This is a genomic window from Mycobacterium sp., from assembly GCF_044223235.1.
GTDB lineage: Bacteria > Actinomycetota > Actinomycetes > Mycobacteriales > Mycobacteriaceae > Mycobacterium.
The window spans coordinates 514,935-530,390 of sequence record NZ_JBGAME010000002.1; the positions used below are offsets into that span (position 1 = coordinate 514,935).

Consider the following 15,456-nt stretch of genomic DNA (forward strand, 5'->3'; position numbering starts at 1 on the left):
CGGTGAATGTCAGACGCCCGCGGCCGTCGCCACCGCCCGTCTGGTGAGAACCCGCGCGAGGTGGCTGCGGTACTCGACGTCGGCGTTGCCGTCGGCGATCGGATTGGTGCCCTCGGCGGCGTGTTCGGCAGCCGCGCGGATCACGTCGTCACTCGCGGGCTGGCCGGTCAGGGCGTCCTCGACACCGCGGGCCCGCACCGGCACCGCCGCCATGTTGGTCAGCGCCACCCGGGCTGTGCGGATCACGCCGCCGTCGACGTCGACGGTCGCGGCCACCGCGATGATCGACCAGGCCTGGGCGATGCGGGTGAACTTCTCGTAGCGCGCGGGCCAGTCGGTGTGCTTGGGAATCCGGATGCCGACCAGGATCTCGTCGGGTTGCAGCGCGGTGGTGAAGTAGTCGACGAAGAAGTCGGCGACAGGAACCGTCCGCCGTCCGGACGGCCCGGCTATGGTCAGCGACGCCTCGAGAGCCAGTGCGGGAGCACAGAGATCACCCGCCGGGTCGGCATGCGCCAGCGCTCCGCCCAGTGTGCCGCGGTGCCGGATCTGGGGGTCCGCGACAGTGTGTGTCGCTTCGGCGAGCAATAGCGCATGCCGATGCACGAGTGAACTGCGCAGCACGTCGTAGTGGGTCGTCATGGCGCCGATCACCAAGCTGTCGCCGTCCTCGCTGACACCGCGCAACTCACCGATGCGCCCGAGGTCGACGACGATGGTGGGCGCCGCGAGCCGCAGCCGCAGCACCGGCATCAGGCTCTGCCCGCCGGCGATGACCTTGGCGTCCTCGCCGCCGTCGGCCAGGGCGGCGATCGCCTCGTCGACGGTTTTGGGGGCGACGTAGGCGAAGTCGGCGGGGATCACTTGGCACCTCCGTTGGCTGATGTCTCCTGCCGGCCTGCGTTGATCGCCTGCCACACCCGCATCGGGGAGCAGGGCATCGTGATATCGCTGACCCCCAGATGACGCACCGCGTCGATCACCGCGTTGACGACGGCCGGTGTGGATGCGATGGCGCCCGCCTCGCCAACTCCCTTGACGCCCAACGGGTTTCCTGTTGCGGGAGTCTCCGTGCGGCCGGTGGTGAAGGAGGGCAGGTCGACCGCCGACGGCACCAGGTACTGAGCGAACGAACCGGACAGCAGGGTGCCGGACTCGTCGTATTCGGCGTCCTCGAACAGTGCCTGCGCGATGCCCTGGGCCAGGCCGCCGTGGATCTGGCCGTCGACGATCAGCGGATTGACCACGTGTCCGACGTCGTCCACGCATACGTACGAACGGATCCGCACCATCCCGGTGTCGGTGTCGACCTCGGTGGCACACAGATGGGTACCGTGCGGGAACGAGAAGTTCTCCGGATCGTAGGTGGCTTCCGAATCCAGGTTCGGTTCGACGCCCTCGGGCAGGTCGTGTGCGGCGAACACCGCGCCTGCGACGTCGGCCAGACCGACCGCCTTCTCGGTACCCCGCACCCGGAACCGGCCCGCGACCACCTCGACGTCCTCCTCGGCGCACTCCATCATGTGTGCCGCAATGGGTTTGGCCTTGGCGATCACCTTGTCGGCGGCCTTCACCAAGGCGATGCCCCCGACCGCGAGGGAGCGCGACCCGTAGGTGTCCATGCCGCGTGCCGAGCTCTGGGTGTCGCCGTGCAGCACCTCGACGTCGTCGAACGGAACGCCGAGATGGTCGGCCACGATCTGGCTGAACGCCGTCTCGTGTCCCTGGCCGTGTGCGGACGAACCGGTCACCACCTCCACCTTGCCGGTGGGGAGCACCCGGATCGACGCGTGCTCCCAGCCGCCCGCGCCGTAGGACAGGGCGCCCAGCGTCCGCGACGGTGCCAGGCCGCACATCTCGGTGAACGTCGACACCCCGATGCCCAGTTGCACCGGATCCCGGCGTTCCCGGCGCTCGGCCTGCTCGCGGCGTAATTCGTCGTAGCCGAACAGGTCGCGGGCTTGCTCGGTGGCGGCCTCGTAATTTCCGGAGTCGTAGGTCAGGCCCGCGACGGTATCGAACGGGAACTCCTCGTGGGCGATCCAGTTCTGCGCCCTCAGCTCCAGTGGATCGCGGCCGAGTTCGGCGGCCAGTTCGTCCATCATCCGTTCGATGGCGAACGTGGCCTCCGGACGGCCCGCACCGCGGTAGGCGTCGGTGGGTACCTTGTTGGTGAAAACGTTGGTGCAGGTGAAGTGGTATGCCGGGAACTTGTAGATGGCGTTGAACATGAACGCGCCCAGGATCGGGACGCCCGGGGTGACCAGACGCAGGTAGGCGCCCATGTCGGCGAGCAGCTCCACCTTCAGGCCGGTCACGGTGCCGTCGCGGCGGGCGGCCAGCGTGAGCTTCTGGATCTGGTCGCGGCCGTGGTGCGCGGCGAGCATGCACTCGCTGCGCGATTCGGTGTACTTCACGGGTTTGCCGAGCCGACGCGCGATCAGCAGTGCGATCACCTCTTCGGGTGTCACCTGCAGCTTGCCGCCGAAACCGCCGCCGACGTCGGGCGCGATCACCCGCAGTCGGGTTTCGGAGATCCCCAGCGTCATGGCGAGCATCAGCTTGAGGATGTGCGGGACCTGGGTGGCCGACCACATCGTGATCTGTTGTCCGGTCGGGTCGACGACCACCGAGCGGGGCTCCATGAACGCGGGGATGAGCCGTTGCTGGCGGAAGGTGCGAGACACCACCACCTCCGCGTCGGCGATCGCCTGCTCGACGTCGCCGCCGGTCTGCGCCTCGGCCGAGTCGAACGTCCACGTGGCGTTGATGTTGGTGCCGAGGTCGTCGTGTACCAGGTCGGCGCCCTCGGCGGCAGCCGCTGCCATATCGAGCACCACCGGGAGTTCGTCGTAGTCGACCGCGATGGCCTCCAGCGCGTCATGCGCCTCGTAGGCACTGCGGGCCGCGACGACGGCGACCGCCTCACCGGAGAAGTTGACCGTGTGCACCGCCAGCGACGGCGCCGACGGTGACTTCATGTCCTCGGTGATCGGCCACGCGCACGGCAGGCTGCCCTGTTCGGCGGCCAGATCCGCGCCGGTGAAGATCCCGACGACACCGGGCATGCCGCGGGCCGCGGACACGTCGATGCCGGTGATGCGGGCATGTGCGAGCGGGCTTCGCAGAATCGCCAGATACTGCATGCCCGGCAGGACGAGGTTGTCCGTCCACCGGGTCCGCCCGGTGATGAGGTGCTCATCCTCCTTGCGGAGTCTGGCCTTCCCGACTTCCGGTTCGGCGGTGACGGTCATCGCACACCTCCGGCGAGTCCGGCTGCCGGAGCACCCGCCTCGGCCGGCGTGTCGGCGACTCGTCTGCCGCGCAGGCGCTGCGCGGCGTCCTGGACCGCGCGCACGATGTTCTGATATCCGGTGCACCGGCAGAGGTTTCCCTCCAGGCCATGGCGCACGGCCTCGTCGTCGGGATCGGGTTCGTCGGCGAGCAGGTCGAGGGTCTGCATGATCATCCCGGGTGTGCAGAAGCCGCACTGGAGGGCGTGGTTGTCCCGGAATGCCTCCTGGATCGGGTGCAGCTTCCCGTCGCGTGCCAGCCCCTCGACGGTCAGGATGTCCCCGCCGTCGGCCTGCACGGCGAGCACCGCGCAGGACTTCACGCTGTGGCCGTTGAGATGAACCGTGCATGCGCCGCAGTTGCTGGTGTCGCAGCCGACCACGGTGCCGACCTTGCCCAGGCGGTCACGCAGGTAGTGCACGAGGAGTAGCCGCGGCTCCACCTCGTCCGTGTACACCGTGCCGTCAACGGTGACTGTGATGCGCATCGAGCCTCCAATGCGGGGAGAACGTCAGGTGATGGGTTCCACTGTGCTCCGACCGGCGGTGGCGGACGCCGGAAACGGCCAAATGCGTTCTCCCGCCGGCGCGGCTGGTCACGCGCGGCGGACCTCGGCGAGCAGCTCCGACAGCGTCGCGAGGCTGTGCCCGGCCAGTAGGCGATCGGTGTACGGCAGCGCGGCCGCGATCCCCGACTGCACCGGAAGGTAGCCGTCGGCGCCCGCGTGCGGGTTGACCCAGAACACCGCGTGTGCCAGCCGGCGCAGCTGGGCCATCTGCTCGGCGAGCAGCGACGGGTCGCCGCGCTCCCAGCCGTCGGAGAAGATCACCACGACCGCGCCGCGGGCCAGCCCGCGCCTGCCCCAGCGATCCAGAAACGCCCGCAGCGTCTCACCGAGCCGGGTGCCGCCCGCCCAGTCGGGTACGGCGCGGCCCGCCGCGGCCAGCGCCAGCTCGGGGTCGCGGATGCGCATCGCCCGTGACAGCCGGGTCATCCTGGTGCCCAGAGAGAAGACCTCGGTGCTGGCGGGGTGCGCGCGGGCCACGACGTGCGAGAACCGCAGCAGCGCATCGGCGTAGGGGCTCATCGAGCCGGACACGTCGACGAGGAGCAGCACCCGTCGAGCCTTGGTGGCCTTGCGGTGGTGGCGCGGCCGGACGGGTTCGCCGCCTGCGGCGAGCATGGCGCGCACCGTGCGCCGCGGGTCGATGGGTCCGCGCCGGGACGGCCGCAGCCGGGCGGCCGGCCGGATGGGCGGGCTGGGCCGCAGCGCGCTGATCAGCTCGGCGAGGTGTGCCCGTTCGGCGGCGCTGAGTTCGGCGATGTCGCGGTGGCGCAGGATGTCGGTATCGTCGGCGGCCACCCGCAGGGCAGGTGCGTCGCCGGCGGTCTCGGCGCCGCCCGCCGGTTCCAGCGCCGCGGCGCGCGCCCGTCGCGACCGCGGGTTTCGCCGCGGTACGAACACCAAAGGCATTCCGCTGAACCAGCTTTGGAAGACGAGGTCGTAGCGCGCGGAGTCATCGGGGGTGCGGCACAGCGTCGCCCTGCCGGTCCAGTACACCTGCAGCGGTTCGCCGATGTCGATGTGGCGCAGCGCCGTGGTGTAGGTCGCGACGGCGTCCGATCCGATTGTCAGCCCGGCGGCGGACAGCGCGTGGGTGAACCCGGCGATGCCGGCGAGCGGGTCCGTGGCATCCGGCGCCGTGGTCATCGGCTCACCCCGCGAACAGGCGGTCGAGTCCCGTCCGGGCGACCCGATCGAGATCCTCGCGGTACTTGAGGACGGCGCCGAGGGTCGCCGCGGCGGTCTGCGCGTCGAGCACGTCGCGGCTCAGTTCGAGCAGTGCACGCGTCCAGTCGAGCGATTCGGCCACACCCGGCGGCTTGAGCAGTTCCATGGCGCGCAGGTTGGCCACGGCGGTGGCGACCTGATCGGCCAGTGCCGCCGAGACACCCGGGATGCGCCTGCGCAGGATCGCGACCTCCCTGGCCAGGTCCGGATGGTCGAGCCAGACGTACAGGCACCGGCGTTTGAGGGCGTCGTGGACTTCTCGGGTGCGGTTGGAGGTGAGTACCACCAGCGGCGGCGCCGCGGCCCTGATCTCGCCCAGCTCGGGGATCGCGACCGCGTTCTCGTCGAGAACCTGGAGCAGGAAGGCCTCGAATTCATCGTCGGCACGGTCGATTTCGTCAACGAGCAGCACGCAGGGCGCGTCGGTCAGCGCCCGCAGCAGCGGCCGCGCCAGCAGGAACCGTTCGGTGTACAGCGAGCGCTCGGCGGCGTCGGCCTCCAGATGTCCGCCGCCTGCCGCCTCGAGGGTGCGAAGGTGCAGCAGCTGGCGCGGGAAATCCCAGTCGTAGAGCGCCTGGGCGGCGTCGATGCCCTCGTGGCACTGCAGCCGGATCAGGGGCAGCCCGAACGCCTCGGCCAGCGCGGTCGCCAGCGAGGTCTTGCCGGTGCCGGGTTCGCCCTCGCAGAACAGCGGGCGGCGCATCCGCACCGCCAGGAACGCAGCCATGACGACACCGTTCTCGGCGAGGTAGCCGGTGCCCTCCAGCGCCGCGGCGAGTGCTTCCGGTGATTCGACGCTCGGCGTGGAATCGCTCACCACCGCGAGCCTAGGCGCCCGCCGCCGCGGCAAACTCAGCGGTAGGTGGTCTGCGCGCACGCGGACCGGCGGTCGGCCTCGACGCCAGCCACGTCGCGGTGCTCACCGCAAGGAATCCGGCCGGTCGCTTCACTCGAGTCGCCCTTCGCCTCGCGTCATCCGTCTCGCTTCGCGCTTATTCGTCGTAGGTGACCTCGACCGAATCCGATTTCGGCCGGGCCTGGCAGCCCAGAACCAGGCCGTCGTCGAGGTCGGACTGCTCGAGCACGTCGTTGACCTCCATGTCGACCTCGCCGCTCTTCATCACCACCGCGCATGCCCCGCAATGGCCTTCGCGGCAGGAGAACGGCGGGTCGAGCCCCTTGTCGAGGAGGACGTCGAGCAGCTTGGCGGTACGCGGCCACCGCAGTTCGTGGGTGACGCCGTCGAGCGTCACGATCACGTTGGCGGGGTTCTTCCCGCCCGCCCCGTCCTCTCCGTCGCTGTCCCCGGCCAGCACGACCGCTGCGAACGGATCGGACTCCAACGACTTGAACACTTCGATGTGAATACGTTCGGCCGGGGTGCCCGCCACCGCGAGCCCCTCCCGCGCCGCTGACATGAAGGGGCCGGGGCCGCAGATGAATGCCTCCCGGCCCGCGTAGGGTGCGGCCAGCGCACCGAGGGCCGCGGCGCTGGGCAGCCCCTGCACGGTCTCCAGCCAGTGCACGACCGTCAGCCGGTCGGGGTACTTGGCGGCCAGGTCACGCAGGGCGCCGGCGAAGATGACCGACTTCTCGTCGCGATTGGCGTAGACGAGCGCCACGCTGCCGGTGCCCTCGGCGAGTGCCGACTTGCAGATCGCCATCATCGGCGTGATGCCGCTGCCCGCCGCCAGCAGCAGGAAGTCGGTGTCCAGCGTGTCGGGCACGAAAACGCCCGACGGTGCCAGCACGTGGATGCGCATGCCGGGGTGGGCGTGGTCGCACAGCCAGTTCGACGCGTACCCGCCCGCGGTCCGTTTGACGGTGACGGTCATCGCCTCGCCGGTCGACGGTGAGCTGCACAGCGAGTAGCAGCGCGCCACCGAGCCGGTCCGCTCGCTGGGGATGCGCAGCGTCAGGAACTGCCCGGGCGAATAGCGCAGCCCGTCGGCGTCGACGGCCTCGCCGTCGGGGTCCTCGCGGCCCTCGGGCACGCTGAAGACCAGCGAGCACGCGTCGGCGGTTTCGTTGACGACCTCGGCGATCTGCAGTTCCACCACGTGGCTGCCCAGCGGCTCGTCCGGAACGCCCTGCGACACGTCGATACCCTCCCTCTCGTCCGTTTCGGGCCGCAACTAGAACATGTTATAAGCGTGTTCTAGGCTCTGGTCCTGCGGTTTGATCTTCGCGCAAGCGCCGATCTGGGTCATCCGCTGTCCGTGCTCTCGGGAGCGATCGGTGACGTCCATTGAACAGCGTGACGTGCGAACCGTCCCAGCGGGCGCAGGAAGACGCGTGAGGTGACGATCCGACCCGGGCCGAGCTGGCCGACCGGCGGGCTCGCGCGCCTCGTGATGGTGAATGCCGCACCACCGGGTGCCCCACGCGAATAGCATCGGACGATGACCACTGCGGACATCGATCCACGCATGTACCGAAATGTGCTGGGCCAGTTCTGCACCGGCATTACGGTGATCACCACGGTGCATGACGGCAAGCCGGTCGGGTTTGCCTGCCAATCGTTTGCGGCGCTGTCCCTGCAACCCCCCCTGGTGTTGTTCTGCCCGAGGAAGGTGTCGCGGTCCTGGAGGGCGATCGAGGCCACCGGCCAGTTCTGCGTCAACATCCTGCACGAGCATCAGAAGGACGTGTCCGCCCGGTTCGGGTCAAAAGGGGCCGACAAGTTCGACGAAATCGATTGGACGCCTTCCAAACTCGGCTCTCCGGTGATCAAGGGCACGCTCGCGCACGTCGACTGCACGGTGCATTCGGTGCACGACGCCGGCGACCACCTCGTGGTGTTCGGCGCGGTGCAGTCGCTGTCGGATGTGCCGAGGACGAAGCCGCGACCCTTGCTTTTCTATCGAGGCGAATACACCGGCATCGAGCCGGACAAGAACTCACCCGCCCAGTGGCGCGACGACCTGGAGGCCTTCCTGACCGCAACCACCCCCGACACCCGGCTCTGACCGATCGCCTTCACTGCCACGAGCGTGCGTGTCTGCACACCGACACGCCGCCCGGGCCGTACGAATCCGCACGCTCGCCGGGGGTCAGAGGTGGGATTCGACGAACTCGACGATGGTCCGGGCGACCTCGCGGTGCACGGTCTCGTTGAGGATGTCGTGGTGCGCCCCGGGGAACTCCGTCACCCGCAGCGCGTCGACCTGATCGGCGTAGGCGCGAACGGCTCCGACGTCGGCGATGGGATCGGCGGTCCCGTGCACCGCGAGGGTGGGCACCGCCAGCTTCGGAAGCAGTCCACCGAGCCGGTCCCACGCCCGGTCCAGTTCGCGCGCGAGGGCCAGACCGTCTGCGTCGACGAACGCCAGCGGGTCGTTGTCCAGCGAATCCAGGTAGAACGGGTCCTCGGAGAGCCAGAGCGGGTCCAGTTCGAAGGTCCGGTCGCGGTCGACCAATCCCGGAATCGGCACCAGCGGGGCCCCTGAGATGACGCCCGCGCGGTACCGCTCGGGCTGTGCGAACAGTTGAAACAGGGTGACGACCGCGCCGAAAGAGTGCCCCTGGGCGATCAGGGGCAGGCCCGGGATAGCGCGTTCCGCCAGCTCTGCCAGCGATGTGCCAAGGGCGGCGCTGTCCTCGATCGTCCCGAAGTTGCCGCGCTCACCGGGGCTGAGACCGTGCCCGAACTGGTCGACGGCCCACAGGTCGATGCCTGCGGCGTTCAGCGCGAAACCGTAGCGGTGGTAGACGCCGGTGTGCTCGCCGAACCCGTGCAGGAAGATGACCGCCGCCCGCGGTTCGGGTGTGGACCAGTGGCGGTAGTAGGCGCGGCCATGCGGATGGTCGATGTGGGGCATGCCCACGACTGCACCAAGACGTAGGCGTCTCCGCAAGCCTTTCGCGCGTGGCGAACGTCCTCGCTACCGCACCCCGAGCAGCACGTCGTGCAGCTCGCTCATCCTGGACCGGATCGCCTCGACGAACACCGCCACCTCGGGGCGGCGCAGCGTCTCGACCCGCGCTACAAGCCAATAGGTCAACGTGACCATGACGCTGTCGGCCAGCACCCTGACCAGGTCGTCGTGGCGGTCGGCCATGAAGCAGGGCAGCAACCCGATGCCCGCTGCGGCACGGGTGGCCTCGACGTGGACGAACACGTTGGTCGACGTCACCGATTCCCGCATGGCCGGGGCGAAACTGGCTGCGAGGTCGAGGTCGTCGACCTGGAGCATGGAGTCGATGAAGTAGACGAGCGGGTGACGCCGCAGCTCCTCGATCGTGGACGGGGTGCCGTATTCGGACAGGTAGGTGCGGGCACCGTACAGCCCGAGGCAGTAGTCACCGAGGCGGATCGCCTCGGCCCGGTGCACCTGCGGTTCACCGACGACCACCTCGATGTCCAGCCCGGAGCGCTGCTGGCTGGCGCGTCGCGTGGCGGCGACGATCTCCACCGCGATGCCCGGGTGGCCGCGCCGCACCTGAGCGGCGGCGGGGGCGGCGATGTAGGCGCTGAACCCATCCGTCGCCGAGATGCGGACGACCCCTTCAAGGGTGCGTATGCCGCTGGTCAGGGAGCGAACCGCGGACTCGACCGCCTCAGCCGCCGACAGCGCCTGCCGTCCGAGGTCGGTGAGTTCCCATCCGCCGGCCACCCGGGCCAGCAGGCGGCCGCCGATCGCCTGCTCGAGTGCGGCGATGCGGCGGGAGATGGTCGTATGGTTGAGACCCAGCTCTTCGGCGGCGGTGGTGTACCGGCCCGACCTGCCTACGGCCAGCAGAATCAGCAGGTCATCGGCGCTGGGCCGGTGGCCGATCGGGAAATCTGTCATCTCTGCATTTTTGCAGATATGTCCTGCAGACTTGGTCATTGCAGGCCCAACCATTCTGCAGGAATACTCACAAGCACATGTGGGGGGCATCACAGCGGGAAGCCGCGGTGGCCTCGGTCTCAACCTGGCCACGAAAACTGCAGTCATAACGACGACACGTCATGAAGGAGTGATTGATGAGCACGCCCAACACCGCCCCGGCTGCGCCGGGCCAGCCGGGGTCGATCTCGACCGGGCTGAAACGAGTGGTTGCCGCCTCGATGGCGGGCACCATCGTCGAGTGGTACGAGTTCTTCCTGTACGCGACGGCCGCGACCCTGGTCTTCAACAAGATCTTCTTCCCGCAGGGCACGGACCAGGCCACCGCAACCATCGCCGCACTCGGCACCTACGCGGTCGGCTTCGTGGCGCGTCCGCTCGGTGGCGTGGTGTTCGGACACTTCGGCGACAAGTACGGCCGCAAGCAGCTGCTGCAGTTCAGCCTCCTGCTCGTCGGCGTCGCGACCTTCCTGATGGGCTGCCTGCCCACGTATGGACAGATCGGATTCTGGGCGCCGGTACTGCTCGTCGTGCTGCGCTTCCTGCAGGGCTTCGCCGTCGGCGGCGAATGGGGTGGAGCGGTGCTGCTGGTCGCCGAGCACAGCCCCAATCGCAGCCGTGCGTTCTGGTCCAGTTGGCCGCAGGCGGCTGTGCCGGTGGGCAACATGCTTGCGACGCTCGTGCTGCTGGGTCTGACCTCGACGCTGTCGGATGCGGCATTCCTGTCCTGGGGTTGGCGCGTTGCTTTCTGGCTGTCGGCCGTCGTGGTACTTATCGGCTACTACATCCGGACCAAGGTCACCGACGCGCCGATCTTCATCGCCGCCCAGCAGGAGGCCGAGCGGGTCAAGGCCACGTCGTTCGGTGTGTTCGAGGTGCTGAAGCGTTATCCGCGTGGCGTTTTCACCGCGATGGGGCTGCGGTTCGCCGAGAACATCATGTACTACCTCGTGGTCACCTTCTCGATCGTCTACCTCAAGCAGCAGGTCGGGGCCGACACCGGCGACATCCTGTTGTGGCTGCTGGCCGCGCACGCGGTGCACTTCCTGGTGATCCCGCAGATGGGCCGCCTGTCCGACACGATCGGACGCAAGCCCGTGTACCTGGTCGGGGCGATCCTCGCCGGCACCTGGGGCTTCTTCGCCTTCCCGATGATGAACAGCGGCAACCATCTCATCATCATGGGCGCCATCGTGATCGGTCTGGTCATCCACGCCTTCATGTACGCCTCGCAGCCGGCGATCATGGCCGAGATGTTCCCGACGCGGATGCGCTATTCCGGTGTCTCCCTTGGCTATCAGGTGACCTCTATCGTGGCGGGCTCGCTCGCGCCGATCATCGCGGTCAAACTGCTCGACATCTACGGCTCGTCGGTGCCGATCGCCATCTACCTGGCCATCGCGGCTGCCGTCACCGTCGTCGCGGTGCTGTTCACCCGCGAGACCACCGGGCTGGATCTGGCCGAATTGGACCGGGCCGACGCCGAGGATCTGGCCCGTACGCAGGCAAAGGTGGGCGCCAAGTGAGCGACCTGACGGGACGGACCGCACTGGTCACCGGCGGAGCGAGCGGGATCGGTGCGGCCTGCGCACGGGAGCTGGCCGCCAGGGGTGCGGTGGTCACCGTCGCCGACCTCGACGACGTCGGCGCCAAGGAACTGGCCCAGGAGATCAACGGAAAGGCCTGGCCCGTCGACCTTCTCGACACCGCGGCGCTGGAGGATCTCCAGCTGACGGCCGACATCCTGGTCAACAACGCGGGTGTACAGAGCATCCATCCGATTCAGGACTTCCCGCCCGAGAAGTTCCGGATGCTGATCACCCTGATGCTGGAGGCGCCGTTCCTGCTCATCCGGGCGGCCCTGCCCCACATGTACGAACAGGGTTTCGGCAGGGTCATCAACATCTCGTCCGTGCACGGTTTGCGGGCCTCGGCATTCAAATCCGGGTATGTCACCGCCAAGCACGGGCTGGAGGGGCTGTCGAAAGTCACGGCGCTGGAGGGTGCCCCGCACGGTGTGACGAGCAACTGCGTGAACCCGGGTTATGTCCGGACGCCGTTGGTGACCAAGCAGATCGCCGATCAGGCCCGCACGCACGGTATCCCGGAGGATCAGGTGGTCACCGAGATCATGCTCAAGGAGAGCGCGATCAAGCGCCTCGTCGAACCCGAAGAGGTGGCGTCTCTGGTGGCCTGGCTGGCGTCCCCGGAAGCCGGGATGGTCACCGGCACCTCCTACCTGATGGACGGCGGATGGACAGCGCGATGAGTGATGCTGTTGCGCAATGGGTTCCGACCGAGCGTGGCATCGCGGCGGCCAGGATCACCGATTTCGCACGCTTCGCCACCGGCCGGACCGGCACGTCATTCTCCGATTACCACTCGCTGTGGCGGTGGTCGGTGGCCGACCTTCCCGGATTCTGGGCAGCGGTGTGGGACTACTTCGAACTCGGCGACCGGCCGGCCGAAGTACTCGCCGACACCGAGATGCCTGGCACCATCTGGTTTCCCGGCGTCGAACTCAACTACGTCGACCAGGTGATCCGAAACGTCCGCAGTGACCGTCCCGCCATTACCGCCGTTTCGGAGGATGGCTACACCAAGGACGTGTCGTGGGAGGAATTGATCCGGCGCGCAGCGGCATTCGCGCACACACTGCGGGAAAGCGGAGTCGGTCCCGGCGACCGGGTGGCGGGTTACCTGCCGAACATCCCCGAGGCGATCATCGCCTTCCTGGCAACCGCGAGTGTCGGTGCCATCTGGAGCGCCTGTGGCCAGGACTACACCCCGAAGGCGGCCCTGGACCGGCTCGGCCAGCTCGAACCCGCCGTGCTGGTGGCCGCCGACGGGTACCGGTTCGCCGGTAAGGCCCACGACAAGCGCGCCGACATCGACGCCGTCCGCGCCGGACTGCCTTCGCTGAAGCTCAGCGTTGTGGTGTCGCGGCTGGGGCTGGCCGACGGTCCGGGAGACGGATGGACGGACTGGAGTGAGGCCGCGCCCGAGGGTGGCGATCTGCTCACCGCCACACCGGTGCCGTTCGACCACCCGCTGTGGATCCTGTACTCGTCGGGCACGACGGGCCTGCCCAAGGGGATCGTGCACGGGCACGGTGGCGTGCTCATCGAGCATCTCAAAGCCGTTGCCCTGCAATCGGATATCGGATGTGACGACACCTTCTTCTGGTACACGAGCCCGAGCTGGATGATGTGGAATTTCCAGGTCGCCGGGCTGCTCGTGGGTGCCACCATCGTCTGCTACGAGGGCAGTCCCACCTTCCCGGACGCCGACTCGCTGTGGGCGATCGCCGAGAAGCTGGGCGCGACGGTGCTGGGTACCAGTCCGGGCTACCTGCTCGCCTGCGAAAAGGCGGGTGCGGTCCCCGGTAAGGACCACGATCTGTCGAGGCTGCGCACGGTCGGCATCACGGGTTCGTCCCTGCCGCCCGCACTGTCGCTGTGGGTGGCGGAGAACGTCGGCGCGCAGGTCCAGGTCGCCTCCATCAGCGGCGGCACGGACGTGGTGTCGGCGTTCATCGGTGCCGCGCCCACGGTGCCGGTGTGGCCGGGCGAACTGTCCGTGCCGTATCTCGGTGTGGCACTGGATGCCTGGGATGAAGCCGGGAATCCGGTGCGCGGTGAGGTCGGCGAACTCGTCGTCACCAAACCAATGCCGTCGATGCCGACCAGGTTCTGGAATGACCCCGACGGATCCCGGTACCGCAGCGCGTATTTCGAGATGTTCCCGGGCGTGTGGCGCCACGGCGACTGGATCACCATCACCGGGCACGGCAGTATCGTCGTGCACGGCCGGTCGGATTCGACGCTGAACCGTCACGGCATCCGCATGGGTAGCGCCGACATCTACCAGGTGGTCGAACAACTGCCGGAGGTCGTCGAATCGCTCGTGATCGGCGCGGAGCAACCCAATGGCGGCTACTGGATGCCACTGTTCGTGGTGCTCGCCGACGGCGTCGAGCTCACCGACGAACTGGCCGGGCGCATCAAGGGCGCGATCCGCACCGAGGTCTCGCCGCGCCACGTGCCCGATGACATCATCGTCGCGCCCGGGGTCCCGCATACGCGCACCGGCAAGAAGCTGGAGGTGCCGATCAAGAAGCTGCTCCAGGGCGGCGACGCGTCGAAAGTGGTGGCGCGCAGCGCGGTTGACAATCCCGACCTGTTGGACTGGTTCTCGACGGTGCGGCGCTAGCCGCCGCCGCGCGGACGGGTGGCTCGATTATGCGAGCCACCCGCCGATGCGGCGCACCGCCTCCTCGATGTCACCTGTCGGGCCGGCGAACGACAGCCGGACGAAGGAGTCGCCGTGCTTCGTGTCGAAGTCGATGCCAGGCGCGATGGCCACGCCGGTGTCGGCCAGCAGTTTCGAGCAGAACGACAGCGAGTCGTCGGTGAGGTCGGAGACGTCGGCGTACACGTAGAACGCCCCGTCGGTCGGTGCGAGACGGTCGATCCCGATCGCGCGCAGTCCGTCGAGCAGCAGGCGCCGGTTACCTGCGTAGTGGTGCAAGAGGCCGTCGGCCTCGGCGACCGCGGTGGGGGTGAATGCCGCGACCGCCGCGATCTGCGCGAGTGCGGGCGGGCAGATGGTGAAGTTTCCGGCCAGGCGGTCCACCGCGCGCCGCAGTGCCGCGGGCACCAGAAGCCAGCCCAGCCGCCAGCCGGTCATGGCGAAATACTTGGAGAAGCTGTTGACCACCACGGCATCTCGCGATGTCTGCCACGCGCAGCTGGCCGCGGGCGACCCGTCGTAGACCAGGCCATGGTAGACCTCGTCGCTGATCAGCCGGATGCCCGAGGCGGCGCACCACGACGCGATCGCAGACAGCTCGGCCGGCGCGATGACCGTCCCGGTCGGGTTGGCCGGGCTGGCCACGATCACGCCCTGAACCGGCGGGTCCAGCGCCTCGAGTAACTCCAGGGTCGGCTGGAACCGGGTCTGCGGGCCGCACGGAATCTCCACGACCTCACAGCCCAGCGCCGCCAGGACGTTGCGATAGCAGGGGTAGCCCGGACTGGCGATCGCCACCCGGTCGCCGACGTCGAAACAGACGAGGAAGGTCAGTAGGAAACCGCCGGACGAGCCGGTGGTGATTACCACGTCATCCAACTCGACATCGAGTCCGTAGCGGCCTGCATACCAACCGGCGATCGCGGCGCGCAGCTCCGGGATGCCCAGCGCGACGGTGTAGCTCAGCTGGTTGTGCCGCAGCGCGTCCGCCGCCGCCTCCCGCACGGGTGCCGGCGCGCCCGCGCTTGGCTGCCCCGCCGACAGGTTGACCAGGTCACCGTGAGTGCGCTGACGTTCGCCGGCCGCCAACCACACGTCCATCACGTGGAACGGCGGGATGCCCGCTCTCAGCGCGACTCGATCAATCACCCGTTCGAGGTTAGAGCACCTCGGCTTCCAGCCGGCGCAGATCGTTGCGCGGTGGACCCAAAAGCGGAGTGAGGGGATGCAGCTGTTCGCGCTGACCAGCCACGAACGTGCCTTCGCCGCGATCCGCTCGGGCACTGC

13 protein-coding genes are annotated in these 15,456 nt (G+C 68.5%); 4 read left to right on the top strand and 9 right to left on the bottom strand.

From position 1 onward, the window contains the following. Positions 1-9: 9 nt before the first annotated feature. From ADBZ6K_RS05515 to ADBZ6K_RS05540, 6 genes are all read right to left on the bottom strand, one after another. A complete protein-coding gene (locus ADBZ6K_RS05515) occupies positions 10-864 on the bottom strand; it encodes an FAD binding domain-containing protein (protein WP_526344819.1) in 855 nt (284 codons plus the stop codon). After that, positions 861-3,254: a xanthine dehydrogenase family protein molybdopterin-binding subunit gene (locus ADBZ6K_RS05520; protein ID WP_526344820.1), complete on the bottom strand. Its 2,394-nt coding sequence runs from the start codon at positions 3,252-3,254 to the stop codon at positions 861-863. The genes ADBZ6K_RS05515 and ADBZ6K_RS05520 overlap by 4 nt, the downstream gene beginning before the upstream one ends. Continuing rightward, positions 3,251-3,781, bottom strand: a complete 531-nt coding sequence (locus ADBZ6K_RS05525) for a 2Fe-2S iron-sulfur cluster-binding protein (RefSeq protein ID WP_526344821.1) — start codon at positions 3,779-3,781, stop codon at positions 3,251-3,253. The genes ADBZ6K_RS05520 and ADBZ6K_RS05525 overlap by 4 nt, the downstream gene beginning before the upstream one ends. Before the next feature lie 108 nt (positions 3,782-3,889). After that, on the bottom strand, positions 3,890-5,005 hold the full coding sequence (locus tag ADBZ6K_RS05530; RefSeq protein WP_526344822.1) for a vWA domain-containing protein: 1,116 nt from the start codon (positions 5,003-5,005) through the stop codon (positions 3,890-3,892). A gap of 4 nt (positions 5,006-5,009) precedes the next feature. Then, entirely contained in the window at positions 5,010-5,903 is an 894-nt protein-coding gene (locus ADBZ6K_RS05535; RefSeq protein ID WP_526344823.1) for an ATP-binding protein, read from the bottom strand. Between the two features lie 175 nt (positions 5,904-6,078). Further along, positions 6,079-7,185, bottom strand: a complete 1,107-nt coding sequence (locus ADBZ6K_RS05540; RefSeq protein WP_526344907.1) for a 2Fe-2S iron-sulfur cluster-binding protein — start codon at positions 7,183-7,185, stop codon at positions 6,079-6,081. A 303-nt stretch (positions 7,186-7,488) separates the two neighbouring features. Here ADBZ6K_RS05540 and hsaB point away from each other — a divergent pair, with 303 nt between their 5' ends. Next, entirely contained in the window at positions 7,489-8,055 is a 567-nt protein-coding gene (hsaB, locus tag ADBZ6K_RS05545) for a 3-hydroxy-9,10-secoandrosta-1,3,5(10)-triene-9,17-dione monooxygenase reductase subunit (protein ID WP_526344824.1), read from the top strand. 84 nt (positions 8,056-8,139) lie between these two features. On the opposite strand, the gene ADBZ6K_RS05550 is transcribed toward hsaB, so the two are convergent. Further along, entirely contained in the window at positions 8,140-8,907 is a 768-nt protein-coding gene (locus ADBZ6K_RS05550) for an alpha/beta hydrolase (protein WP_526344825.1), read from the bottom strand. Between the two features lie 63 nt (positions 8,908-8,970). Beyond that, positions 8,971-9,879 (bottom strand): LysR family transcriptional regulator, encoded by a 909-nt coding sequence (locus ADBZ6K_RS05555; protein ID WP_526344826.1) that lies wholly within the window; start codon positions 9,877-9,879, stop codon positions 8,971-8,973. Between the two features lie 176 nt (positions 9,880-10,055). Here ADBZ6K_RS05555 and ADBZ6K_RS05560 point away from each other — a divergent pair, with 176 nt between their 5' ends. From ADBZ6K_RS05560 to ADBZ6K_RS05570, 3 genes are read left to right on the top strand one after another with little or no spacing between them, the layout of a single operon-like run. Continuing rightward, the gene (locus tag ADBZ6K_RS05560; RefSeq protein ID WP_526344827.1) at positions 10,056-11,444 is read left to right on the top strand and encodes an MFS transporter; all 1,389 of its coding nucleotides are present in this window, start codon (positions 10,056-10,058) and stop codon (positions 11,442-11,444) included. Continuing rightward, positions 11,441-12,187 carry a 3-hydroxybutyrate dehydrogenase gene (locus tag ADBZ6K_RS05565; protein WP_526344828.1) on the top strand — a complete coding sequence of 249 codons (747 nt, stop codon included), beginning with the start codon at positions 11,441-11,443 and terminating at the stop codon, positions 12,185-12,187. Before ADBZ6K_RS05560 ends, ADBZ6K_RS05565 begins: the two co-directional genes overlap by 4 nt. Further along, entirely contained in the window at positions 12,184-14,130 is a 1,947-nt protein-coding gene (locus tag ADBZ6K_RS05570; protein WP_526344829.1) for an acetoacetate--CoA ligase, read from the top strand. Before ADBZ6K_RS05565 ends, ADBZ6K_RS05570 begins: the two co-directional genes overlap by 4 nt. Positions 14,131-14,157: 27 nt before the next feature. On the opposite strand, the gene ADBZ6K_RS05575 is transcribed toward ADBZ6K_RS05570, so the two are convergent. Further along, complete coding sequence (locus ADBZ6K_RS05575) at positions 14,158-15,318, bottom strand: pyridoxal phosphate-dependent aminotransferase (RefSeq protein WP_526344830.1); 1,161 nt, start codon at positions 15,316-15,318, stop codon at positions 14,158-14,160. Positions 15,319-15,456 lie beyond the last annotated feature (138 nt).